The sequence below is a fragment of the Actinoplanes sp. NPDC051405 genome (assembly GCF_055586185.1).
This window is the reverse complement of the sequence record NZ_JBVJIR010000022.1, coordinates 76,353-98,823: the sequence shown is the minus strand read 5'-3', so window position 1 is coordinate 98,823 and position 22,471 is coordinate 76,353. Positions and strand designations below refer to the sequence as shown.

The 22,471-nt window shown below is 71.7% G+C and carries 21 protein-coding genes; 11 read left to right on the top strand and 10 right to left on the bottom strand.

Translation table 11 applies throughout. The features are described 5' to 3' along the window. Positions 1 to 281: 281 nt before the first annotated feature. Complete coding sequence (locus tag ACZ6S4_RS37320) at positions 282 to 1,901, bottom strand: methyl-accepting chemotaxis protein (protein WP_465479431.1); 1,620 nt, start codon at positions 1,899 to 1,901, stop codon at positions 282 to 284. A 111-nt stretch (positions 1,902 to 2,012) separates the two neighbouring features. Here ACZ6S4_RS37320 and ACZ6S4_RS37315 point away from each other — a divergent pair, with 111 nt between their 5' ends. Then, the gene (locus tag ACZ6S4_RS37315) at positions 2,013 to 2,702 is read left to right on the top strand and encodes a DUF4190 domain-containing protein (RefSeq protein ID WP_465479430.1); all 690 of its coding nucleotides are present in this window, start codon (positions 2,013 to 2,015) and stop codon (positions 2,700 to 2,702) included. 40 nt (positions 2,703 to 2,742) lie between these two features. Here ACZ6S4_RS37315 and ACZ6S4_RS37310 read toward each other — a convergent pair whose 3' ends face one another. Together ACZ6S4_RS37310 and ACZ6S4_RS37305 are read right to left on the bottom strand one after the other, a co-directional pair. Continuing rightward, positions 2,743 to 3,780, bottom strand: a complete 1,038-nt coding sequence (locus ACZ6S4_RS37310; RefSeq protein ID WP_465479429.1) for a hypothetical protein — start codon at positions 3,778 to 3,780, stop codon at positions 2,743 to 2,745. 152 nt (positions 3,781 to 3,932) lie between these two features. Beyond that, the gene (locus ACZ6S4_RS37305) at positions 3,933 to 4,958 is read right to left on the bottom strand and encodes a LacI family DNA-binding transcriptional regulator (RefSeq protein ID WP_465479428.1); all 1,026 of its coding nucleotides are present in this window, start codon (positions 4,956 to 4,958) and stop codon (positions 3,933 to 3,935) included. A 281-nt stretch (positions 4,959 to 5,239) separates the two neighbouring features. Between ACZ6S4_RS37305 and ACZ6S4_RS37300 the strand changes: the two genes are divergently transcribed. The 4 genes from ACZ6S4_RS37300 (at position 5,240) to arfA (ending at position 10,020) form a co-directional block, all read left to right on the top strand. Next, on the top strand, positions 5,240 to 6,589 hold the full coding sequence (locus ACZ6S4_RS37300; RefSeq protein ID WP_465479427.1) for an ABC transporter substrate-binding protein: 1,350 nt from the start codon (positions 5,240 to 5,242) through the stop codon (positions 6,587 to 6,589). A gap of 91 nt (positions 6,590 to 6,680) precedes the next feature. Next, positions 6,681 to 7,643, top strand: a complete 963-nt coding sequence (locus tag ACZ6S4_RS37295; protein WP_433730452.1) for a carbohydrate ABC transporter permease — start codon at positions 6,681 to 6,683, stop codon at positions 7,641 to 7,643. Then, positions 7,640 to 8,485, top strand: coding sequence for a carbohydrate ABC transporter permease (locus ACZ6S4_RS37290; RefSeq protein ID WP_360815656.1), 846 nt, complete (start codon positions 7,640 to 7,642; stop codon positions 8,483 to 8,485). The genes ACZ6S4_RS37295 and ACZ6S4_RS37290 overlap by 4 nt, the downstream gene beginning before the upstream one ends. A gap of 26 nt (positions 8,486 to 8,511) precedes the next feature. Further along, positions 8,512 to 10,020: an arabinosylfuranosidase ArfA gene (gene arfA, locus ACZ6S4_RS37285; RefSeq protein ID WP_465479426.1), complete on the top strand. Its 1,509-nt coding sequence runs from the start codon at positions 8,512 to 8,514 to the stop codon at positions 10,018 to 10,020. On the opposite strand, the gene ACZ6S4_RS37280 is transcribed toward arfA, so the two are convergent. The 3 genes from ACZ6S4_RS37280 to ACZ6S4_RS37270 form a co-directional block, all read right to left on the bottom strand. Beyond that, complete coding sequence (locus tag ACZ6S4_RS37280) at positions 9,988 to 10,332, bottom strand: FAD synthase family protein (RefSeq protein WP_465479425.1); 345 nt, start codon at positions 10,330 to 10,332, stop codon at positions 9,988 to 9,990. The two genes, arfA and ACZ6S4_RS37280, sit on opposite strands and share 33 nt — an antisense overlap. Further along, complete coding sequence (locus ACZ6S4_RS37275) at positions 10,329 to 11,063, bottom strand: hypothetical protein (RefSeq protein ID WP_465479424.1); 735 nt, start codon at positions 11,061 to 11,063, stop codon at positions 10,329 to 10,331. The genes ACZ6S4_RS37280 and ACZ6S4_RS37275 overlap by 4 nt, the downstream gene beginning before the upstream one ends. Before the next feature lie 75 nt (positions 11,064 to 11,138). After that, positions 11,139 to 11,603 carry an Lrp/AsnC family transcriptional regulator gene (locus ACZ6S4_RS37270; RefSeq protein WP_360553559.1) on the bottom strand — a complete coding sequence of 155 codons (465 nt, stop codon included), beginning with the start codon at positions 11,601 to 11,603 and terminating at the stop codon, positions 11,139 to 11,141. Positions 11,604 to 11,734: 131 nt separating this feature from the next. Here ACZ6S4_RS37270 and pdhA point away from each other — a divergent pair, with 131 nt between their 5' ends. The 6 genes from pdhA to ACZ6S4_RS37240 all read left to right on the top strand — a co-directional run bounded on the left by pdhA (position 11,735) and on the right by ACZ6S4_RS37240 (position 18,941). Then, positions 11,735 to 12,829, top strand: a complete 1,095-nt coding sequence (gene pdhA, locus ACZ6S4_RS37265) for a pyruvate dehydrogenase (acetyl-transferring) E1 component subunit alpha (protein WP_465479423.1) — start codon at positions 11,735 to 11,737, stop codon at positions 12,827 to 12,829. Further along, positions 12,826 to 13,827: an alpha-ketoacid dehydrogenase subunit beta gene (locus ACZ6S4_RS37260; RefSeq protein WP_465479422.1), complete on the top strand. Its 1,002-nt coding sequence runs from the start codon at positions 12,826 to 12,828 to the stop codon at positions 13,825 to 13,827. Before pdhA ends, ACZ6S4_RS37260 begins: the two co-directional genes overlap by 4 nt. Further along, complete coding sequence (locus ACZ6S4_RS37255; protein WP_465479421.1) at positions 13,824 to 15,098, top strand: dihydrolipoamide acetyltransferase family protein; 1,275 nt, start codon at positions 13,824 to 13,826, stop codon at positions 15,096 to 15,098. Before ACZ6S4_RS37260 ends, ACZ6S4_RS37255 begins: the two co-directional genes overlap by 4 nt. Before the next feature lie 112 nt (positions 15,099 to 15,210). Continuing rightward, positions 15,211 to 17,505 carry a rhamnogalacturonan lyase gene (locus ACZ6S4_RS37250; RefSeq protein WP_465479420.1) on the top strand — a complete coding sequence of 765 codons (2,295 nt, stop codon included), beginning with the start codon at positions 15,211 to 15,213 and terminating at the stop codon, positions 17,503 to 17,505. Between the two features lie 72 nt (positions 17,506 to 17,577). Beyond that, positions 17,578 to 18,072 carry a SigE family RNA polymerase sigma factor gene (locus tag ACZ6S4_RS37245; RefSeq protein ID WP_465479419.1) on the top strand — a complete coding sequence of 165 codons (495 nt, stop codon included), beginning with the start codon at positions 17,578 to 17,580 and terminating at the stop codon, positions 18,070 to 18,072. Positions 18,073 to 18,083: 11 nt separating this feature from the next. Beyond that, positions 18,084 to 18,941, top strand: a complete 858-nt coding sequence (locus tag ACZ6S4_RS37240; RefSeq protein WP_465479418.1) for a hypothetical protein — start codon at positions 18,084 to 18,086, stop codon at positions 18,939 to 18,941. 7 nt (positions 18,942 to 18,948) lie between these two features. On the opposite strand, the gene ACZ6S4_RS37235 is transcribed toward ACZ6S4_RS37240, so the two are convergent. From ACZ6S4_RS37235 to ACZ6S4_RS37220, 4 genes are read right to left on the bottom strand one after another with little or no spacing between them, the layout of a single operon-like run. Further along, entirely contained in the window at positions 18,949 to 20,412 is a 1,464-nt protein-coding gene (locus ACZ6S4_RS37235) for a protein adenylyltransferase SelO (RefSeq protein WP_465479417.1), read from the bottom strand. Positions 20,413 to 20,432: 20 nt separating this feature from the next. Further along, the gene (locus ACZ6S4_RS37230; protein ID WP_465479416.1) at positions 20,433 to 21,308 is read right to left on the bottom strand and encodes a bifunctional helix-turn-helix transcriptional regulator/GNAT family N-acetyltransferase; all 876 of its coding nucleotides are present in this window, start codon (positions 21,306 to 21,308) and stop codon (positions 20,433 to 20,435) included. Between the two features lie 33 nt (positions 21,309 to 21,341). Beyond that, positions 21,342 to 21,563: a hypothetical protein gene (locus tag ACZ6S4_RS37225; RefSeq protein ID WP_465479415.1), complete on the bottom strand. Its 222-nt coding sequence runs from the start codon at positions 21,561 to 21,563 to the stop codon at positions 21,342 to 21,344. A gap of 9 nt (positions 21,564 to 21,572) precedes the next feature. Next, positions 21,573 to 22,445: a LysR substrate-binding domain-containing protein gene (locus ACZ6S4_RS37220; RefSeq protein ID WP_465479414.1), complete on the bottom strand. Its 873-nt coding sequence runs from the start codon at positions 22,443 to 22,445 to the stop codon at positions 21,573 to 21,575. Between the last annotated feature and the right edge of the window lie 26 nt (positions 22,446 to 22,471).

Genomic DNA, 22,471 nt, shown 5'->3' with positions numbered 1-22,471 from the left:
CGCGTACGGCGTCTGGGGCGGTGTCACGGTGACCGCGGTCCTGTCCGCCGTGATCTAGGGCGAACCGCTGACCGCTCTGATGGGTCTGGGCATCGCCCTGATCATCGCCGGAGTGCTCACCGTCGAGCTCGGCTCCCAGCCCGCGCAGCGCCCGGAGGCGTCGGGACGAGCTGGGTGTTCCTGATCGGCGCCATCGTGTCCGAGGTCGGTGCGACGATGTCGCTGCGCGCCTCGGACGGCCTGGCCCGGCGGCGCTGGCGGCCCGCTGACTGCCGGGGCGGTCAGTAGCGGAAGGTGCTGACCAGCCCGTTCAGCGTCGCCGCCGCGTCGACGAGCGACCGGGCGGTCGTCTGCGTGGTCTGCGCGCCCGCGCTGGCCTGCTCGGCGGCCTGGGCCACGCCGACGATGTTGGTGGCGATCTCGCCGGCCCCGACGGCGGTCTCGCCGACGTTGCGGGACATCTCCTGCGTCGTCGCGGTCTGCTCCTCGATGGCCGAGGCGATGGTCAGCTGGGTGTCGTTGATCTCGGTCACCACGGTGGAGATCCGGGCGATGACGGCCGCCGCCGCGCCGGAGCCCTCGCTGATCGCCTCGACCTTGCGGGCGATCTCCTCGGTGGCCGACGCGGTCTGCTGCGCCAGCTCCTTGACCTCGCCGGCGACCACGGCGAAGCCCTTGCCGACCTCGCCCGCGCGGGCGGCCTCGATGGTGGCGTTCAGGGCGAGCAGATTGGTCTGCGCGGCGATGTCGGTGATGAGCTTGACCACTGTCTGAATCTCGGCCGACGAGGCGCCGAGGCGGGTCACGGTCTCGTCGGCCTCCCGTGTGGCCTGCACGCCGCCGCGGGCGATGTCGCTGGCCCGGGAGGCGCTGCGCGAGATCTCGGCGATGGAGGCGTTCATCTCCTCGGCGGAGGCTGCCAAAGTCGACACGATGGTGGACACCTCCTCGGCGCTGGCGCTGACGACTCCGGCCTGCGCGCTGGTCTCCTCGGCGCCCCCGGCGAGCTGGGTGCTGACCGTGCTGAGCTCGTCGGCGGCGTCCGACACCTGCCGCGCCCCGGCGGCGACCGCGGCGACCAGCTCCTGCATCCGGTCGGCGAAGCGGTTGAAGCCGCCTGCCGCCTCGGCGATCTCGTCCCGGCCGTCGTCGACGATCCGCTGGGTCAGGTCGCCGTCGCCGTCGGCGATCTCGGCGAGCCGGTGGTTGAGCGTGCCGAGCGGCCGGATGATGGACCGGATCAGCACGAAGGCGAGCGCGGCACCGAGCAGGACGGTGAGCACGCCGGCCGAGACCATGACCACCGAGGAGCGGTCGGCGGCGGCCGAGGCGTCGGTCATCGCGGCGGCGGACCGGGCGTCGATCGAGGACGTGAGCGAGTCCACGCTGGCGGCGATCTCGTTGAAAATCTTGATCTCGTCGACGGCCACCAGCTGGTTGGCCCGCGCGACCTGCGTCGCGGCGCCGCTGCGGTACGCCTCGACGATGGTGCGGTCCAGCGCGGAGAACTCGTCGAAGTGTTGCGTGATGCGGTCGATCAGCTCCGTTTCCGCGGCGGTGATGCGCGTGCCACGGAGGGCCTGCAACTCCTGGCGGAACGCGGCGGCCGAGGCCAGGAACGCGGCGCGCGCCTCGGCGGTGTCGGCCGCGGCGCCGTCGACCCCGCGGACGATGTCGAACGCGTACGCGGTCTGCCAGCCGTTGAAGTCCGCCGACCGGAACTTGACCTGCTTGGCGAGCTGGTTGGCCGTCGAGTAGTCGGCGAGCGTGGCGGTCGCGCGCGACTGGTCGGCGATGGCCGACAGTCCGACAGCCACCACCGCGGTCAGCAACGCCAGCAGCACCACCATCGCGGCGACCAGCCGGCTACTGATCCGGACGCTGCGCAACCCGACCTTCATGTGTCCCTCGCCCCGTTCCTCGGCACCCTTCCAACTTCTGCATCGTCCGTGGCGAAGCCGGTCTGAGAAGTCATCGCAAACATCTCCGGCGGTGGCCGTATCCTGCCCGCTGTGGATCACCAGCCCCCGCTCACGCCCGGCCCGCAGTACCCGGCCTACACGCCGCCGCCTCCGCCCCGGCCGGCCTGGAACGGCAAGACCAACGGCTTCTCCATCGCCTCGCTGGCCCTGGCCCTGGTGGGTTGCGCGGGCCTGCCGAGCGTCATCTTCGGCGTCATCGGCCTGCGGCAGAGCAAGCGCAACGGCGACCGGCGCGGCCGCTTCTACGCGATCGCGGGGCTGGTCGTCTGCGGCTGCTGGGTGCTCGCCATCGCGGTCGCGGTCGGCGTGGCCGTCGTACGGGATGCCGCCGACGGCCCGGACCGCGACGCCACCGGCGCGATCAACGGCGCCCGCGAGATGAAGGTGACCGAGCTGCGGGTGGGTGACTGTCTCAAGGACATCAGCTCGCAGACCGGCAGCTATGTGGACGTGGTGCCCTGCTCGACGACGCACTACAGCGAGGTCTTCGCTCTCTTCCCCCTGCGGGAGGGCGAGTGGCCGGGCGACGCACGGGTCAAGGAGACCGCTCACGCCGGTTGCGACGACCGCTACGCCGGCTATGCCGGCGTCAAGCTGGACGAGGACTCGTGGACGGTGCTCGCCGTGCCTCCCGAGGAGCTGGACTGGCCGTCGGAGCGCGACGTGCTGTGCCTGGCCCACCATCTGCGGGTGCCCACGACCGGCTCGCTACGCCGCTGATCCCGCTGCACAGGCAACGGGATCAGCGGATCGGCGGGATTCAGCGGGCCAGGGCCGGGCGGCGCAGCAGCCGGGCCCGCACCGGCGGCAGCCAGCGCACCAGCGCGGCGGTCCGCTCGTTGGAGCCGTAGGCGAGCAGCGTCAGGAAGACGCCGTAGACCGGCAGGTGACCGAGCAGCTCGGTGCCGCCGAAGAGCAGCAGGGTCGCGTTGAACGGGATGCCCGCGACCAGTACGGCGACCTGCGGCAGCGCGCCGGAGATCACCAGCAGGCCGAACAGCAGCTCGGTGGCGCCCGCGACGGCGACGAAAGTGTCCGGGCTCAAGTGGATGCCGACCAGCGAGAAGACGTCGAGCTGCGGGTAGAGGTGCAGGGTCTCGCGGGCCAGCGCGGGGTTGGCCAGCTTCTCCGCGAAGGCGAGCGTGATCAGAGCACCACCGGCACCCAGCCGCAGGCCGAACAGCGCCCGGCGCAGGGTCACGGCGTCCAGCTCCACCCGGCCGAAGGTCTCGTCCGACGGCGGCACGAAGGCCAGGAACACCGCCACGCCGAGCAGGTCCATGGCCGAGAGCAGCCCGACCGGCCCGGTGAGCAGCAGGGCCAGCGGCCCGATGACGGTGAGGGCCAGTGCCGCGGGGCGCAACCGGATGCCGGTGATGAACCAGATGCCCAGGGCGCCCTCGGCGAGCAGCAGCGCCACGCCGCCGGTGAGGTTCTCGACCTTCAGGTCGTGGGTGAGGAAGTGGCCGGTGACCGCGGCGGCCAGCAACGAGACGCCCAGGTGGATGGCGAGCAGCCGGGGGACGTACGGGATGATCCGGCCGACGAACCGCAGCGGCCGCAGCTCCGGCGTGGGCAGGTGGCGCACGGCGACGTACCGCCACACGATGGTGGCCAGGACCACCGCGACGATCAGGCCGAAGGTGATGGGCCGCAGCGCGAACGCCCAGTCGGTGGGGTAGGAGCCGGGCTCGTCGACGAACCACTTCTCGTGCGCCGAGGCCGGGGAGGCTGACGCCAGCAGCGCCACGGCGGCGGTGCCCGCAACGGCGGCACCACGTCCCAGAGTGACCTTCATCGTTCCCGCTCCCTGTGCCCCGGCGCCGCTCTGTTGCGGCGCCTGTCCTGCTGTACGTCGTCCTTTCTACGGGCAGGTTGAGTTCTCCGGGGCGCTCGCGGGCCAGGTCAGGACCAAAGTCCCGGGCATTCGGGACCCTCTGCGGGGCCGGGTCAGGGCGCGGCGCGGCCGAGCGTGCTCTGGCGAGGGATCAGCCGGTGCTCGGCCAGCAGCTCCACCCCGGGCACCGGCCCGGAGCTGCCGATCCGCATGATCAGCCGCTCCACCGCCAGCTGCGCGATCGCGGTCTTGTCGGGGGAGATGGTGCTGATCGTGGGGTGGCTGTAGCGCCCGTCCTCGATGTCGTCGTAGCCGATGATCGCGATGTCCTCGGGGATGCGCAGCCCGCGCTCGAGGATGGTGTGGATCGCGCCCGAGGCGACCAGGTCGCTGTAGCAGAACACCGCGTCCGGTGGATCCGCCCGGTCGAGCAGCGCGGCCATCGCGGTCACGCCGTCGATCCGGTTGAACCGGGCGGTGCTGATGATCAGCGACTCGTCGACCGGGAGCCCGGCGGCGGCGTGGGCCGCGCGGAAGCCTCGGGTGCGCAGCTGGGCGGCCTCGCCGGTCGCGTACGGCTGGTCGCCGATGGCCGCGATCCGGCGCCGGCCCAGCGAGATCAGGTGGGTGACAGCGTCGGTGGAGGCGGCGATGTCGTCGATCCCGACGTGGTCGAAGGTGCCGTCGGAGACGCGTTCGCCCAGCACGACCAGGGGCAGGGCAAGATCACGCACCGTGAGGTCCTGCTGGGACAGGCCGAGCGGACTGATGATCATGCCGTCGAACAGGAAACCCCGCGAGCCGCGCCCGATCAGCTCGCCCTCGTGCTGGCGGTCGCCGTCGGTCTGATCGATCAGGACGTTGTAACCGCCCTTGCGGGCGGCCGGGATGATCGCCTGCAGCAGCTCGGCGAAGTACGGCGTGTCCAGGTACGGCACCACGACAGCGATCTGCCCCGACCGCCCGTTGGCCAGGTTGCGGGCGAGCACGTTGGGCCGGTAGCCGAGCTCGGCGATGGCCCGCTCGACCTTCTCCCGGGTCGCCGGCGCCACCTGGGCGTAGCCGTTCACCACGTTGGAGACCGTACGGGGGGAGACCCCGGCGAGCTTGGCAACGTCACGCAGCGTGATGTCTCGCATGTGGCCCCTCCTTGCTGAGACGGGCGACGGTGTGCCCGAGGTGACGATCGTATTTCCGAGAGGTTGCCTCTTGCCAGAGCCGTTGAGCCGGTGCATAGTCCTTTGCAGCGCTGCAATCGTAACTTACAACACACTTCACCGGGGAAGGACGCCACGGTCGTCCGGGCTCTCTCCCGCGGTTCCGCTCCCGCCTGCTGACTACGCAGAGCGAGGAGCGGCGATCCCCCATGCGCGAAATCCAGCCAGGAGGCCACCGAATGAGTTCCCGGAAGATGCCGACCATGAGACGTCTCATCATTGCGATGCCCGTACTGTCCCTCGTCCTCGGTGTGGCCGCCTGCTCGGGCGGCGACGAGGGTGGCGGCACCGCGGCCAAGCCGACGAACTGCACCAACAAGATCGTTCACCCGGAGGCCACCGCGGTGTCGGTCTGGGCCTGGTACCCGAACATGGCCAAGGTCGTCGACAACTTCAACAACGCCCACACCGACGTACAGGTCTGCTGGACCAACGCGGGCCAGGGCGCGCCGGAGTACGCCAAGTTCCAGACGGCGATCTCCGCGAAGAAGGGCGCACCCGACGTGATCATGCTGGAGGCGGACCAGCTGGTCGGCTTCGAGATCCAGGAGGCCCTGGTCGACCTGGCGCCGTACGGGGCCAACGACGTGAAGGCCAAGTTCAGCGCCGGCGCCTGGAAGGACGTCTCGCAGGGCGACGCCGTCTACGCCATCCCGGTCGACGGCGGCCCGATGGCGATGATCTACCGCACCGACGTCTTCGCGAAGTACGGGATCAAGACTCCGCCGAAGACCTGGGCCGAGTACGCCGAGGCCGCCGCCAAGGTGAAGGGTGCGGGCGGGCCGAACTTCGGCGACTTCGGCAGCAACGTGCCGGCCGTGGCGACCGCGCTGATGATCCAGAAGGGCGCCAACCCGTTCACCTACGACCTGGCCAACAAGCAGAACATCACCATCAAGCTCGACGACCAGGCCACCAAGGACGTGCTCAACTACTGGGGCGGGCTGGCCACGAAGAAGCTCATCGGCACCGAGGACCAGTTCACCACCGACTACATCGCCGGCGTCGTCAACGGCAAGTACGCGACGTACGTCTCCGCCGCCTGGGCGCCCGGCTACCTGACCGGGGCCGGCGTCGGCAGCGGCAAGGAGAAGGGCAAGTTCGCCGTGGCGCCGCTGCCGCAGTGGGACGCGAACGCGCCGGTCTCGGTCAACTGGGGCGGCTCGACCTTCGCGGTGACCTCGCAGGCGTCCGACAAGAAGGCCGCGGCCGAGGTGGCCAAGGGCCTGTACGCCGACGAGGCGTCGCTGACCGACGGCTGGAAGACGCAGACCATCTTCCCGCTCAACCAGGACGTGCTGAAGTCCGACGCCTTCATCAACAACAAGGTCGACTTCTTCAACGGGCAGACGGCCAACAAGGACATCTACATCCCGGCCGCGAACGCGTACCAGGGTGCGACGTACAGCCCGTTCACCGTGTACTACTACGCCCAGCTCCAGGCCCAGATCGTGAAGATCAACAGCGGCAAGACCACCGGTGACCAGGCCGCCACCGAGCTGCAGGACATCATGGTCAAGTACGCCAAGAGCCAGGGCTTCACCGTCCAGTGACCGCCGGCCGGACGGCCGCCGGGGTCCACCCTGCGGCGGCCGTCCGCCCCCATCCGTGGCTGCGACGACGCCGCAGAGGAGACGTGAACCCATGGCCGTCATCAGATCGACCCCGCCCGCGGCGCTGCGTGACAGCACCGGCGTACCCCGGGCCACCGCGCCGCCCCGGCGCCGCCGATCGGCGCGCCGTGGCGCCGCCGGCTGGCTCTTCATCTTCCCGTTCCTGGTCGTGTTCGCGGTCTTCCTGGTCGCACCTCTGCTGTACGCGGGTTACCTGAGCCTCTACACCAAGGGACTCGCGACCGGCACCACCTTCGCCGGGATCGACAACTACACCCGGGCGTTCACCGACCCGTCGTTCCTCAAAGGACTGTGGCTGGTGCTGCGCTTCAGCCTCGTGGTGATCCCGCTGCAGATGATCGTCGCGCTGGTCGCGGCGCTGGTGCTGGACGAGGTCACCGGCCGGCTGGCCCGCTTCTCCCGGCTGATGATCTTCCTGCCGTACGCGGTCCCGGCCGTGCTCGGCGCGCTCATGTGGGGCTTCCTCTACAGCCCCAGCTTCGGTCCGCTGGAACAGATCTCGTCGCTGTTCAACGTGCAGGCGCCGTTCCTGCTCAGCCAGGGCAACATCTTCTACGGCCTGCTCAACGTGGTCACCTGGCAGTGGTCCGGCTACTACATGGTGATCATCTACGCCGCGCTGAAGAGCATCGACACGTCCATCTACGAGGCGGCCCGCATCGACGGCGCCAGCTCCCGGCAGATCGCGCTGCGCATCAAGGTGCCGATGGTGTCGTCCGCGTTCGTGCTGATCCTGGTCTTCTCGCTGATCGGCACGCTGCAGTTCTTCGCCGAGCCGCAGATCCTCGGGCCGATCGCCAACGGCTCGGTCACGCCCGACTTCACCCCCAACATCTACGCGTTCAACCTGGCCTTCGCCTACGCCCAGTTCAACTACGCCTCGGCGATCTCGTTCGCGCTGGGCTTCGTGGTCTTCCTGGCCGTCGCCGTGTTCATGGTCGTCACCCGCAAGCGAGGGAGCATCTTCACGTGAGCAACCGCCACCTCGGGGCGAAGCTGTTCCTGCTCGCCCTGGTCTGCTACTTCCTGGTCCCGGTCTGGTGGCTCGTCGTGGCCAGCACGAAGAACGCCGAGGGCCTGTTCTCCGGCACGGGCGCCCTGTGGTTCAACGGCTTCCACCTTGTGGACAACCTGAAGGACCTGGTCACCTTCAACAACGGCGAATACCTGCGCTGGCTGGGCAACTCCGTGCTGTACGCGCTGACCGGCGGGATCGGCTCGACCGTCATCTCGGTGCTGGCCGGCTACGGCTTCGCCAAGTTCAGCTTCCGCGGCCGCAACCTGACCTTCGCCCTGGTGCTCGGCTCGGTCATGGTGCCGCTGACCGCCCTGGTCATCCCGACGTTCGTGATGATGAGCAACGCCGGGCTGACCGACACCGTCTGGGCGGTCATCCTGCCGTCGCTGCTCAGCCCGTTCGGCGTCTACCTGATGCGGGTCTACACCTCGGCGTCGGTGCCCGACGAGCTGCTCGACGCGGCCCGCATCGACGGCGCCGGCGAGCTTCGCACGTTCCTGCGGGTGGCGCTGCCGCTGATGCGTCCCGCGGTGGTCACCGTGCTGCTGCTGTCGGTGGTCGCGACCTGGAACAACTACTTCCTGCCGCTGACCATGCTGTCCGACTCGAAGCTCTACCCGTTGACCGTGGGCATCGGCCTGTGGTCGCAGCTGGCCAGCTCCAACAACGGCGGCGGGCAGTCGCTGTGGAGCCTGATCATCACCGGTTCGCTGGTGTCCATCGTCCCGCTCGTCATCGCCTTCCTCACCCTGCAGAAGTACTGGCAGGGCGGGCTCGCCGTCGGCAGCCTCAAGTGACATCCCCCTCGACCCCCGGGAGACCCGTGCTTTCCGCCAGCTTCACCCTCGATCCCGCGTTCACCGTCGCGCCGGTGTCCCGGCGTACCTTCGGGTCCTTCGTCGAGCACATGGGCCGCTGCGTCTACACCGGGATCTACGAGCCGTCGCACCCGACCGCGGACGCCGACGGCTTCCGCGAGGACGTGCTCGCCCTGACCCGCGAGCTGGGCGTCTCGGTCGTGCGATACCCCGGGGGCAACTTCGTCTCCGGCTACCGCTGGGAGGACGGCACCGGCCCGGTCGCCGACCGGCCGGTGCGCCGCGACCTGGCCTGGCACAGCCTGGAGACCAACGAGGTCGGCATCGACGAATTCATGCGCTGGGCGCGCAAGGCCGGGGTGGAGGTGATGTACGCGGTGAACCTCGGCACCCGCGGCGTGCAGGAGGCGCTGGACGTGCAGGAGTACCTGAACCAGCCCGACCGCACCCACCTGGCCCGGCTCCGGCAGGCCAACGGCGCGACCGAACCGTACGGCATCACCATGTTCTGCCTCGGCAACGAGCTCGACGGCCCGTGGCAGACCGGGCACAAGACCGCCCACGAGTACGGCCGGCTGGCCATGGAGACCGCCCGGGCGATGCGCAGTGCCGAGCCGGGGCTGGAGCTGGTGGCCTGCGGCAGCTCGTCCTCCTCGATGCCGACGTTCGCCGCGTGGGAGGCCGAGGTGCTCGAACTGACCTACGACGCCGTGGACTACATCTCCGCGCACGCGTACTACGAGCCGATCGACGGCGACCTGGGCAGCTTCCTGGCCTCGGCGGTCGACATGGACCACTTCGTCACCAGCGTGGCGGCCACCGCCGACAGCGTCGGGGCCAAGCTCAAGAGCCGCAAGAAGCTGAAGATCTCGTTCGACGAGTGGAACGTCTGGTACCAGAGCGCCTTCCAGGCGACCCAGGAAACCGATTGGCGGGTGGCCCCGCGGGTCATCGAGGACTCGTACACCGTCGCCGACGCCGTGGTGGTCGGCAACCTGCTGATCTCCCTGCTGCGGCACAGCGACCGGGTCACCGCCGCCTGCCAGGCCCAGCTGGTCAACGTGATCGCCCCGATCCGTACCGAGGCGGGCGGCCCGGCGTGGCGCCAGACGATCTTCCACCCGTTCGCACTGACGTCCCGGCTGGCCCGCGGTGAGGTGCTGCGCGTCGAGCCGCAGTCCCCGAGCTACGACACGGCCCGCTTCGGCTCGGTGCCGCTGCTGGACGCCGTGGCCACCCACGACGCCGAGAGCGGCGACGTGACTGTCTTCGTCGTGAACAGGCACCTCACCGAGAGCCTCGACCTGGCGGTGTCGCTGGCCGGCTTCGGGGCAGGGCTGCGGGTGACCGAGTCGTGGACGCTCGCGGACGAGGACCTCTACGCCATGAACACGGCCGACGACCCGGAACGCGTGGTGCCCGGCCCGGCGAAGGACGCAGAGGTCACCGACGGCGTCCTGCGCGCGAGCCTGCCCGCGGTGTCATGGACCGCGATCCGGCTCACCACCGGCTGACCGTCGTCGCACGCGGGCGATGTCGTCGCCGTGCACAACCAGCGCGATGTCGTGCTCGGCCAGGAACTCCAGCGTCACCCGGTACGGCGCCGCGGGCACCACCTCGTCGACGTACCGGCACGCCGCGATCACGGCGACGCGTTCGGCCAGGGTCATGACCGGTTGCCGCTTGTACGACGCCACGGTCGCGTCGGACAGCACGCCGACGATCAGGTGGTCGCCGTGCTGCCGGGCCGCCTTCAGCAGGGCCACGTGGCCGGGGTGGAAGAGGTCACCCACCATGTCCACGTAGACGCGCGTCGCCGGAGTCATCGGTGGATCGGTTGCCGGGTGCGGCGCGGCGGTGGACGGCTGGGCGTGCCCTCGGCCAGCGCCGCCCAGGTGATGGCGTCCTGGCCGTGCGGCAGGAAGCCCCAGCATCCGGCGACCGCGTTGATCAGGTGGAGCTCCAGGTCGGCCGGGACGTCCGGGAATTTCGTGGCCGGGTGACCGTGGTGCACCGCCACGTACATCGTGCCCGGGGTCGCGGCCAGGGTCAGATCCATCAGCGTGCCGGCGTGCCGGGTCGCGTACGAGGTCAGCTCGCTCGCCACCATGGCCGCGGGTCCGACCAGCTCGGGCAGTCCCCACCGGGCGCAGGCCTCGGTGGCCACGTCCCGGCCGCGGCGCGCGGCTCCGGCCACCGGCAGCAACTGGTCGTTGTGGGTCCGGGCCCGCGACGATCCGTCCAGCAAGGTGTCCCGCGCGGCGCGGAGCGCGCGGGACAGCGGGATCCGGGTCCGCCGGGCGTCGATGCCTTCACTCTGCACCACGAGCGGCACGGCGGGGGCCCTGGACCGGCCGGACAGCGCGGCGATGAGCGCGAACAACCACGGCTCAGAGGTCGACCGCGCGGAGAGGCTGATCAGCACCGGGGTGGGCCGCCGGGCGATCCGGTCCGCCAGGCCGGACCGCAACGCCCGGATGGACGCCGGGCAGGGAGAGCCCTCGACCGTGACGACGGTGGTCGCCCGACCCGCGTCGAGATTCCAGGTCAGGGGCATGCGGCCGGTTCCTCCGTGGTGTCGGGAGCGGTGTCGGCCGCCCGCATACCCATCGATCCGCCCGCCATGCGGACGTCACTGTTCCCAGATGGCGGTGGCCGACAGCGGCTCGGCCTCCTCGAAGACCAGCAGGGTCCGGGTGTTCACGATGCCCGGCATGCCCTGGATGACGTCCAGGACCAGCCGGCCCAGGGCGGCGTTGTCCCGCGCCCGGACCAGCAGGATCGCGTCGAACTCGCCGCCGACCAGCGCGATGTGCACGACCCCGGGCAGCGCGCGCAGTTGCTCGCCCACGTCCCGCCATTCCGCCTGGTGCAGGTTCACCGTCACGTAGGCGGAGGTGCCCAGGCCCGCCGCGACGGGGTCGATGTCGGCCCGGAAGCCCTTGATCACGTTCGCGGTGCGGAGCCGTTCCACCCGGGCGTACGCGTTGGCCCGGGAGATGTGCAGGTGCTCGGCGAGGGTGCGCATCGACATCCGGCCGTCGCGGGTCAGCTCGGCCAGGATCTGCCGGTCGATGTCGTCGAGGGCGCTGGCCACTTGTCTTGTCCTCCTCGGCTCCGGGCGCCGTTGCCCGGACGTTTGGCCGCCGGAGTGCGGCACGACCAGTACATCTTCTCGGTTTTTCCCGGGATGTGGAAACCGATTGGTCGGCGAACGACCATGTCTGCATGACACGTGACCCGCACCACCTTCTGCCGTCGGCCGAGCCGGTCACGCTCATCGACCCGCACGGACGAGCCGTCGACGCCCCCGGTTACCCCGCCCCGGACGACGCGGCGCTGCTGCGTGCCTTCGCGGCTCTGGTCACCGCGCGCCGGCTCAACGATCAGGCGTACGCGCTGGTCCGCCAGGGCCGGCTGGCCGTCTACCCCTCCTCGCACGGGCAGGAGGCCTGCCAGGTCGCCGCCGCGCAGGTTTTGGCCGACGGTGACTGGCTGTTCCCGACGTACCGCGACACGGTCGCCGCGGTGGGCCGGGGTGTGGACCCGGTCGAGGCGCTGTCGCTGCTCAAGGGCGACTGGCACTGCGGCTACGACCCGTACGAGCACAACGTCGCACCGCACGCGACGCCGCTGGCCACCCAGCTCCCGCACGCCGTGGGGGTCGCGCACGCCGCCCGGCTGCGTGGCGAGCCCACCGTCGTCCTGGCCCTGTGCGGTGACGGCGGCACCAGCGAGGGCGACTTCCACGAGGCGCTCAACTTCGCGGCGGTCCTGCGCGCGCCGGTCGTGTTCTTCGTCCAGAACAACGAGTACGCCATCAGCGTCCCGCTCGCCCGGCAGACCGCCGCCCCGTCCCTGGCACACAAGGGCATCGGCTACGGCGTACCGGGTGAACGCGTCGACGGCAACGACACCGCCGCTCTGCTGGCCGTGCTCGGCGCCGCCGTGCGGCGCGCCCGCGCCGGCGAGGGACCGCAGCTCATCGAGGCGCACACGTACCGGATGCAGGCCCACACCAACGCCGACGACGCCACCCGATACCGGCCGGACGCGGAGGTCGCGGCCTGGGTCGAGCGCGACCCGATCACCCGGCTCGAGGCCCACCTGCGCGAGCGGGGCCTGCTGGATGACGCGCAGCTCGCGGACATCACGGCGCAGGCCGAGAAGGTGGCCACCCACCTGCGCGACGGCCTCAACCGCGACGTCGAGCCGGATCCCGCGATGCTCTTCGACCACGTGTACGCGAGTCCCACCCCGCAGCTCACCGAGCAGGCCGCGCTGGTCGCCGACGAGCTCGAGCGCGAAGGAGCGCTGCGATGACGGTCACGGCCACCGACCACGTCAAGCTGACGATGGCGCAGGCGCTCAACCGGGCCCTGCGCGACGCGATGGCCGCGGACCCGGCGGTGGTGGTCTTCGGCGAGGACGTCGGCGCGCTCGGCGGCGTCTTCCGGATCACCGACGGCCTGACCGCCGAGTTCGGCGACAACCGGTGCTTCGACACACCACTGGCCGAGTCCGGCATCGTCGGCGTGGCGGTCGGCATGGCGATGAACGGCATGCGCCCGGTGGTGGAGATGCAGTTCGACGCGTTCGCGTACCCGGCGTTCGAGCAGATCGTCAGTCACGTGGCCAAGATGCGGAACCGCACCCGCGGCCGGGTCAAGCTGCCGATGGTGATCCGGGTGCCGTACGCGGGCGGCATCGGCGGGGTCGAGCACCACTGCGACTCCTCCGAGGCGTACTACGCGCACACGCCGGGCCTGCACGTGGTCGCCCCGGCGACGCCGGCGGACGCGTACGGGCTGCTGCGCGAGGCGATCGCCTCGGACGACCCGGTGATCTTCCTGGAGCCCAAGAAGCTCTACTGGAGCAAGGAGGAGGTCGAGCTCGGCGCCCCGGTGCCCGGCATCGGCAGGGCTACGGTGCGCCGCCAGGGCACCGACGCCACGCTGATCGCCTACGGCCCGTCCGTGCCGGTCGCCCTGGAGGCCGCCGAGGTGGCCGCGGGCGAGGGCCGCAGCCTGCAGGTGGTCGACCTGCGCTCGATCGTGCCGTTCGACGACGAGACGGTGTGCGCCGCCGTCCGCAGCACCGGCCGGGCCGTCGTGGTCGCGGAGGCGGCCGGCTTCGCCAGCGTCTCCTCGGAGATCGTCGCGCGGGTCACCGAGCGGTGCTTCCACGCGCTGGCCGCCCCCATCCGCCGGGTGACCGGCCTCGACATCCCGTACCCGCCGCCGAAGCTCGAGCACTTCCAGCTGCCCGGCGTGGACCGCGTCCTGGACGCCGTTGACGACCTGCAGTGGGAGGACTCGTGAGCACGCAGACCTTTCTGCTGCCCGACCTCGGTGAGGGACTGACCGAGGCGGAGGTGGTGCGCTGGCTGGTCGAGGAGGGCGACACCGTCGAGGTCGACCAGCCGGTGGTCGAGGTGGAGACCGCGAAGTCGCTGGTCGAGGTGCCGACGCCGTACGCCGGGCGGATCGCGACCCGGCATGCTGCCGAGGGCGCCACGCTCGAGGTCGGCAAGCCGCTGCTCACGGTCGCGGCGCTGGTCCCGGAGGCGGAGACCTACCGCGAGGAGGAGCAGGCCGGATCGGGCAACGTCCTGATCGGGTACGGCACGACGGGCGCGACGGTCACTTCCCGGCGGCGTCGTCCGCGGGGCCGGCAGGCGCCGGCCGTGTTGCCGCACCGGGTGCCGCTCGTGATCTCGCCGCTGGTGCGGCGGCTGGCCCGGGAGGCCGGGCTGGATCTGACCACGGTCGAGGCGACCGGTCCCGGCGGGGTGATCGTCCGGGCCGATGTCGAACGCGCCCTGGCGCGCGTGGCGACGGCGCCCGCCCGACCGGCTGGTGTCGCGGCCGCCCCGGCGCCGGCCACCGCGGCCGGTCCGCCCTCGGCCACTCCGGTCGTGCCGGGGGAGCGCCGGGTTCCGTTGACCGGCTTCCGTAAGGCGGTGTCAGCGGCGCTGACCCGCAGCCGCGCCGAGATCCCCGAGGCCACCGTCTGGGTCGATGTCGACGCCACCAAGCTCTGGGAGCTGCGGCAGAGCACCCCCGGCCCCGGCCTGCTCGCCTACATCGCCCGGTTCGTCGTGGCCGGCCTGCGGCAGTACCCGATGCTGAACGCCCGGGTGGACACCGAGCGGCAGGAGATCGTCGAGTTCGACCGGATCAACCTCGGCATCGCCGTCCAGGGGGAGCGCGGCCTGGTCGTGCCCGCGGTCGTCGGTGCCGAGACGATGACCACCGCGCAGCTCGACGAGGAGATCCGGCGGGTCACCGCGAGCGCCCGGGAGGGCCGCGTGACGGCGCAGGAGGCGGGGACCTTCACGCTCAACAACTACGGCAGCTTCCGGGTGGACGGCAGCGCCGCGATCATCAACCATCCGCAGGTCGCCATCCTGGGCTTCGGCCGGATCCTGGACCGGCCCTGGGTCGTCGACGGCGAGCTGTGCGTCCGCAAGATCACGCAGATGAGCTTCGTCTTCGATCACCGGGTCTGCGACGGCGGGACGGCGGCCGGCTTCATGCGCAGCGTCGCCGACGCCATCGAGGATCCGGCCTCCGCGATCGCCCGCCTCTGACCAGCGGCTGAGCCCAGGTATGCGCTTACCGCGGAAACCCCTCTGAAACATTGACATCGGCTGTGGTCAATTCCTAACCTGCGTTGATTCGTTTCAGCCAGGAGGAGTCGCCATGCGGGGTTCGCTGCGTCCGTACCGTCGGTGGGGGATCCTCCTGGCCACCGGCCTGCTCCTGGTCGGCGGCTCACCGCCCGCCGTGGCCGCGGCGCAGCGGCCCGGCGGGCCCGCCCTGGAACGTCTCGACCGGGGCCTGGTGGCCGCCGCCACCGCCGACGGCGTGTTCCTGAGCTGGCGCCTGCTCGGCCCGGAGGCGACCGGCGCGACCGCGACCGGTCTGGCCGGGCCGGACTTCCGGGTCTACCGCGACGGCCGGCCCGTCGCGCTGGTCACGGACAGCACCAACTGGCTCGACCCGGACGGCACCCCGGCGTCCCGCTACCGGGTGGCCGCGGTCGTCCGCGGGCGCGAGGCCGCCCGCAGCGCCGCCGTCACCCCCTGGGCCGCCGGCCACCACGACCTGCCGCTGCGCAAACCCGCCGACGGCGTGACCCCGAGCGGGCAGGCCTACACCTACACGGCCAACGACATGAGCGTCGGCGACGTCGACGGTGACGGACAGTACGAGTACGTCGTGAAATGGGACCCGTCGAACTCCAAGGACGTCTCGCTGGTCGGCTACACCGGACCGGTCTACCTGGACACCTATCGGGCCGACGGCACCCTGCTCTACCGGATCGACCTGGGCGTCAACATCCGGGCCGGGGCGCACTACACCCAGTTCCCGGTGTACGACTTCGACGGTGACGGCCGCGCCGAGCTCATGCTCAAGACGGCGCCGGGCACGAGCGTGATCCGGTACGACGCCACGGGCCGTGAGGTCTCCCGGCGCTACGTCACGATGCCCCGCGCCGACGTGCGCGCGGGTTACCGGCACACCGACGACTACCGGCTCAGCGCGGCCGGCTACCGCGAGCACCTGGTGACGCTGTTCCAGGGCTGGACCGAGCACCCCGAGGTGGTGGCCGGGCGCTGGCCGGCGTCGCTGGAGGCCGCGCTCGGCATCGCGCCGCGGTACGCGTACCCGCTGTCCCGCGCCGACGCCGAGGCCCTGGTCGACTACTTCATCGACGTGTACGCCCCGTCCCGCAGCGCCCGCAACAACCTGCGCGCCTTCGAGGGCTTCATCCTCGACGGCCCGGAGTATCTGACGGTGTTCGCCGGCGCGACCGGCCGCGAGCTGCAGACCGTGCGCTACAAGCCCGGACGGCACGACGACGGGCTGATGTGGGGCGACTATGCGCTGCCGCGGATCGAGCCCGGCAACCGCGTCGACCGGTTCCTGTCCGGGGTGGCCTACCTCGACGGCCGGCACCCGTCGGCCGTGTTCGCCCGCGGCTACTACACCCGCACCACGCTGGTCGCGTACCGCTGGGACGGCCGCCGGCTGACCGAGAACTGGTACGTGGACAGCGGCTGGACCCCGATGAGCAACCCGTTCAACGACAACCCGCACGGCCGCGACGGCACCGACCCGCGCTACGGCACCCTCACCACGCAGGGCTTCCACTCGCTGAGCGCGGCCGACGTGGACGGCGACGGACGGCAGGAGATCGTGTACGGCGCGGCGACCATCGACGACGACGGCACCCTGCTGTACTCCTCGTTCGACACGCTCCCGGAGGGCAGCGCGGCGCCGGGGCAGCGGGTCCGGCTCGGCCACGGTGACGCCATGCACGTCACGGACATCAATCCGGACCGGCCCGGCCTGGAGACGTTCACGGTCCACGAGAACGGCACCAGTGCGCCGTACGGCATGGCCCTGCGCGACGCGGCCACCGGCGAGGTGCTCTCCGGCACGTACTCCGGGCGCGACACCGGGCGCGGGATGATCGGCGACGTGCTGCCGGAGGTCCGCGGCATCGAGTCCTGGGCCAGCATGCCCGGCGGCTCGGAGGCGTCCGGCCTGCACACGGCGGCGGGCACGGTGCTGCCCGGGCCGGTGCCGGGCACCAACCAGAGCATCCGCTGGGCCGCCGACCTGACCACCCAGCTGGTCAACGGCGCGGGCGAGGTCACCCCGACAATCGACGACTGGCGGCGCGGCACCCTGCTGACCGCCACGGGCACGCTGACCAACAACGGCACCAAGGGCAACCCGTCCCTGGTCGCCGACATCCTGGGCGACTGGCGCGAGGAACTGCTGGTCCGCACGGCGGACAGCACAGCGGTACGGATCTACCTGAGCACCGAGCTCACCGGGCACAAGCTCTACACGCTCATGCACGACCCGCAGTACCGGGTCGAGGTGGCCCGCCAGCAGACCACGTACAACCAGCCCTCGTACCCGGGCTTCTATCTGGCCTCGGACACCGACTGGCGGGACGTGCCGCTGCGCCGCGCGTTGTAATTCCTCGCGGTTCGTGCAACCTTCCGCCGGTCCGGTCTCGTGATTGTCCCGACCGAACGGATAGGGGTGGGCATGAGCGATCGCGACGCGGCGTTCGCCGAGTACTTCGCGGCCCGGTCGGGGGCCATGCGGGGCACGGCGTTCCTGCTCTGCGGGGACTGGCACCGGGCCGAGGATCTGGTGCAGACCGCGTTCACCAAGCTGTACACGCACTGGCACCGGGTGGCGCGGCACGAGGCGCTGGATCCGTACGTCCGGCAGGTGTTGATCCGCACCTTCATCGACGACGGCCGCCGGGGCTGGTGGCGGCGGGAGCGGACCCGGGAGACGCCGATCGAGCAGGCGGCCGCGCCGGGGTCGGCCGATGACCGGCTGATGCTGTTGCAGGCGCTCGCCGGGGTGCCGCCCCGGCAGCGGGCCGTGCTGGTCCTGCGCTACTGGGAGGACATGTCGGTCGAGGAGACCGCGGCTGTCCTCGGCTGCTCGGCCGGCACGGTCAAGAGCCAGGCGGCGCGCGGCCTGGACGCCCTCCGGACGTTGATCTCCCACCCCGTCACCGCCGAATGAGAAGAGGCATCGTGAACGAGAACGACCTGCGCGAAGCCATGCGCGCCAGCATGACCCTCACCCCGCCGCCCCCGATGGAGTCGGCGGCGGCCCTGACCGCCGGTCGTCGGGCCGTGCGCCGGCGCGCGACGCTCGCCGGCGCCGGGGTGACCGCGGCGATGATCGCGGTGACCGCCGTGGCCGTGCCCTCCGGCCTGCGGCTCACCTCGGGCGGTGACGGCACGCCCTGGGCCGGCGGCGGGGTGCCGTCGGGCATACCGACCCCCTCGGCGGGTAGCGAGAGCACCAAGCCGGCCTGGCCGCTCGACGGGAACGGCGAGCCGCAGGAGGATGCCACGGCCCGCTCGGGTGAGCGCTACGAGCAGGGCAAGAAGCTCCTCGACGTGCTGCTCGCCGTTGTTCCCGACGGCTGGACCGCGCCGACCGGCAAGTCGACCGACGGCATCCCGATGCGTGACCACCAGGCCCAGGTCGAGGGTGACAACACCGGCTCGACCTGGAGTTATCTGGCCCAGGCGGCGATCGCCAAGGGTGGCCGGGCCGGGCACCTGCTGGCCGAGGTGCACACCAAGGGCAACGGCCTGCCCAAGGAGCCGTGCGCCCTCGCCCGGCAGTTCTGGGGCCTCGGAGGTGACTGCGACGTGGTCACGGTCGGGAGGGTGAAGGTCGGCGTGTCGCAGGTTCCGAGCGGAAGCGGCGGGGTGGAGCAGTGGGCGGCCTACCGGCACCCGGACGGCATCGTGGTCTACGTGGCGCAGAGCCGCACGGCTACGAACGGCGAGAACGTCCAGCCGCCGCTGAAGAAGCTGCCGCTGACGGCGTCGCAGCTGGCCGCGTTGGCCACCGACGACCGTTTCCATCTCAACTGAACGGGACTCAGGTGCCGCAGAACGTCTGGTAGGCACCGAAGTCCTGCGGCGCGGGGGCGGCGTACCGCTCGAGGCCCGGGCGCTCGTCGTAGGGCTCGCTCACGGCCGCCACCAGCCGCTCCAGCGGATCCAGGTCGCCGTCCGTCGCCGCCGCCAGGGCCTCCTCGACCAGGTGGTTGCGCGGGATGTAGACGGGGTTGACCCGCTCCATCGCGTCGGCGTCCGGGCCCAGGGCGCGCCAGCGCGCCACCCAGGCGTCGACCGCGGCCAGGTCGATGAAGAGGCGGCGGGCCGGCTCGGCATCACCGCGGGCGGCGCCGGCCAGGGTACGGAAGAACGACGTGAAGTCGACGTGGTCGGCGTGCAGCAGGGCGAGCAGGTCGTCGACCAGCGGCGACACCACAGTGGCAGCAACGTCGTCGGGCAGCCCGAGCTTGGCGCGCATGCCGGCCGACCACGCGGCGTTGTACGCGGGCCGGAAACCGCCGAGAGCCTCCACCGCCAGGGCGACCGCCTGTTCCTGGTCGTCGTGCAGGAGCGGGAGCAGGGCCTCGGCCAGCCGGGCCAGGTTCCATTCGGCGATGGCCGGCTGGTTCCCGTACGCGTATCGCCCGCCGTGGTCGATGGAGCTGTAGACCGTCGCCGGGTCGAAGGCCTCCATGAACGCGCACGGCCCGTAGTCGATGGTCTCGCCGGAGATCGTCATGTTGTCGGTGTTCATGACGCCGTGCACGAAGCCGACGAGCATCCATTGCGCCACCAGTGCGGCCTGCGCGGCGACGACTGCCTCGAACAGGGCGAGATACGGCTGCTCGGCCTCGGCGGCGTGCGGGTGGTGCCGGGCGATCGCGTGGTCGGCGAGGCGGCGCAGCAGGTCGGCGTCGCCGGTGGCCCGGGCGAACTGGAACGTGCCGACCCGCAGGTGGCTGGCGGCGACCCGGGCCAGCACGGCTCCCGGCAGCGGGGTGTCGCGGTGCACCGTGCGCCCGGTCGCCACCACGGCCAGGGCGCGGGTCGTCGGGATGCCCAGGGCGTGCATCGCGCGGCTGACCACGTACTCGCGGAGCATCGGGCCGACCGCGGCCAGGCCGTCGCCGCCGCGGGCGAACGGGGTGCGCCCGGAGCCCTTGAGATGAAGGTCACGGACGGTGCCGTCGGCGTCCACGAGCTCGCCGAGCAGCAGCGCGCGCCCGTCGCCGAGCCGTGGGGAGTAGCCGCCGAACTGGTGCCCGGCGTAGGCCTGCGCGACCGGGGTGGCCCCGTCGGGAACGGCGGTGCCGGTCAGCAGCCGCACACCCTCGGGGCTGCGCAGCTGAGCGGGATCGAGGCCCAGCTCGGCGGCGAGCGCGTCGTCGAGCACGAGCAGCCGGGGCTCCGGCGTCTCCTCGGCCTGCCAGGGGATCGCCAGCCCGGCGAGCTCTCGTGCGAAGCGGTTGTCCAGGACGACGGTCGACGGCGGTGCGATGCTCACGCTTCGAGCGTACGTCGGGACTACTTCTCGAAGGCGAGCTGGTTGTACGGCGACTGGTCATAGGGCGCGATCTCCCGGTACCCGGCGGCCCGGTACAGGGCGATGGCCTCGGTGAGAGCGCTGTGCGTGCCGAGTCGCAGCGTCGTCGCCCCGTGCGCATACGCGTCGGCCTCCACCCGTTCCAGCAGCCGCCGCCCGAGCCCCAGCCCCCGCGCGCGAGCGTCGACCCACAGGTGGCGGATCTCCGCGATCCCGTCACCGAGGCGGCGCCACGCGCCACAACCCACCGGCCGATCTTCCTCGTACGCGACCAGCAGCGCCCCGTCGTCGCCGGTCAGAGCGCCGGGGTCCACGAGCGCCGCGTCGTCGTACCCCTCCGGGAAGCGGACGGCCAGCTCCGACGCGTACGCGCGCAGGCACTGCTGGGCCTCGGGGGAGCGGGCGTCGACCGGCCGCACCGTGACCGCGGCCAGCCGCAGCAGGCGCCGGATCTGCTCCTGGGCGTCGACGAGTTGCCGGCGCTGCGCGGCGGAGAGCGGTTCCAGCAGGTCACTGATGCCGGCCCGGGAGCGCGCGTCGAGGTCGGCGCGTTCGCGTACCCCGGCTTCGGTCAGCTCGGCGACGCGGACCCGCCGGTCCGCCGGGTGCGCGCGGGTCCGGACCAGGCCCTGCTCCTGCAGCGAGCGCAGCAACCGGCTGAGGTAGCCGGAGTCCAGGCCGAGCCGGGACCGCAGCTCGCGGACGTCGGCCTGCTCGCCGATCTCGTAGAGCAGCCGGGCCTCGCTGAGTGGGCGGTCCTGGCCGAGATAACGGTCGGTCAGCACGCCCAGGCGGCGGGTGTAGTAGCGGTTGAAGTCGCGGACCGTCTCGACCTGAGCGAGGGCAGCAGCGTCCATCGGCCGATGCTAGCGGATAATCTCTGACTCAGGTCAGAGATTATCGTCCGCGGCGGGCCGGGCCACCATGCGCTGCTCGTGCGTCCTCGTCTCGGCGTTGATCTGGTGCGTGTGCGGACGGTAGATGAGGTCGATCGGCCCCATCAGCTCCTGGCCCACCCCCCGGCGCCGGGTGCGGGCCGCGAGCCACGCGAGGGCGCCGAGGACTGCCGCGAGAACGGCGGCGGATACCAGCCACGGCACGATTTCTCCCATCCGGGCAGGTTACGCCCGGCTGTGCGGCCGGGAAAGCGCACCACGGGTACGGGCGAGCAGCTCGACCAGCGCACCGGCCGCGTCCTCGGCGACCGTCGGGGACAGTCCTCGCCGCGGCCAGACGGCGAGAGCGACCGGCTCGGGGACTGGCAGGTCGGGGCGGGCCACCAGCCCCTCGAGGCCCTGTCCGAGGGTGGCCATCAGTCCCACGCCCAGCCCGGCCCGCACCGCCGCCTGCATCCCGGCCAGGTGGGCGGCCTCGCAGCCGACCTCCGCCGGCACCCCGTGCGCGGCCAGCGTCTCCAGGGCGCGGTTGCGGATGGCGCACGGCGCGTCGAAGGCCACCAGCGGGACCGGGTCGCCGGCTGCCGGTGGCGTCCAGTCGGGGGCGGCGTACCAGGTGAGCTCGAGCTCGCCGACCGCCCGGGCGTCCGGCTCGTCGGCCGGGCCGAGCAGCAGGGCCAGGTCGATCCGGCCCTCGGCGAGGGCGGTCCGCAGCTGGGCGCCGCGGTCGATCCGGAACCGGACCCGGTGGTCCGGGAAGCACGCGGCCAGCTCGGGCAGCAGCTGGGCGGCGGCGTGCTCGGTCGAGCCGATCACCAGCGTGGGCTCGGCCTCCACGCCGAACTCGCGCAGCGTCTCGTCGTGCAGGGCGAGGATCCGGCGGGCCCGGGCCAGCAACACCTCGCCGTCGGCGGTGAACCGCGAGCCCCGGCCGTCCCGTTCGACCAGCGTGCGGTCCAGTGCCGCCTCCAGCCGGCGCACGTGCTGGCTCACCGCGCCCTGGGTCAGGTGCAGCGAGGCCGCGGCCCGCTGGAAGCCGCCGCAGTCCGCGACCGCCACGAAGCTGCGCAACGGCGCGATTCCCAGCATCCTACTCATCCCATGAGCTTACTAGGAATTGGATG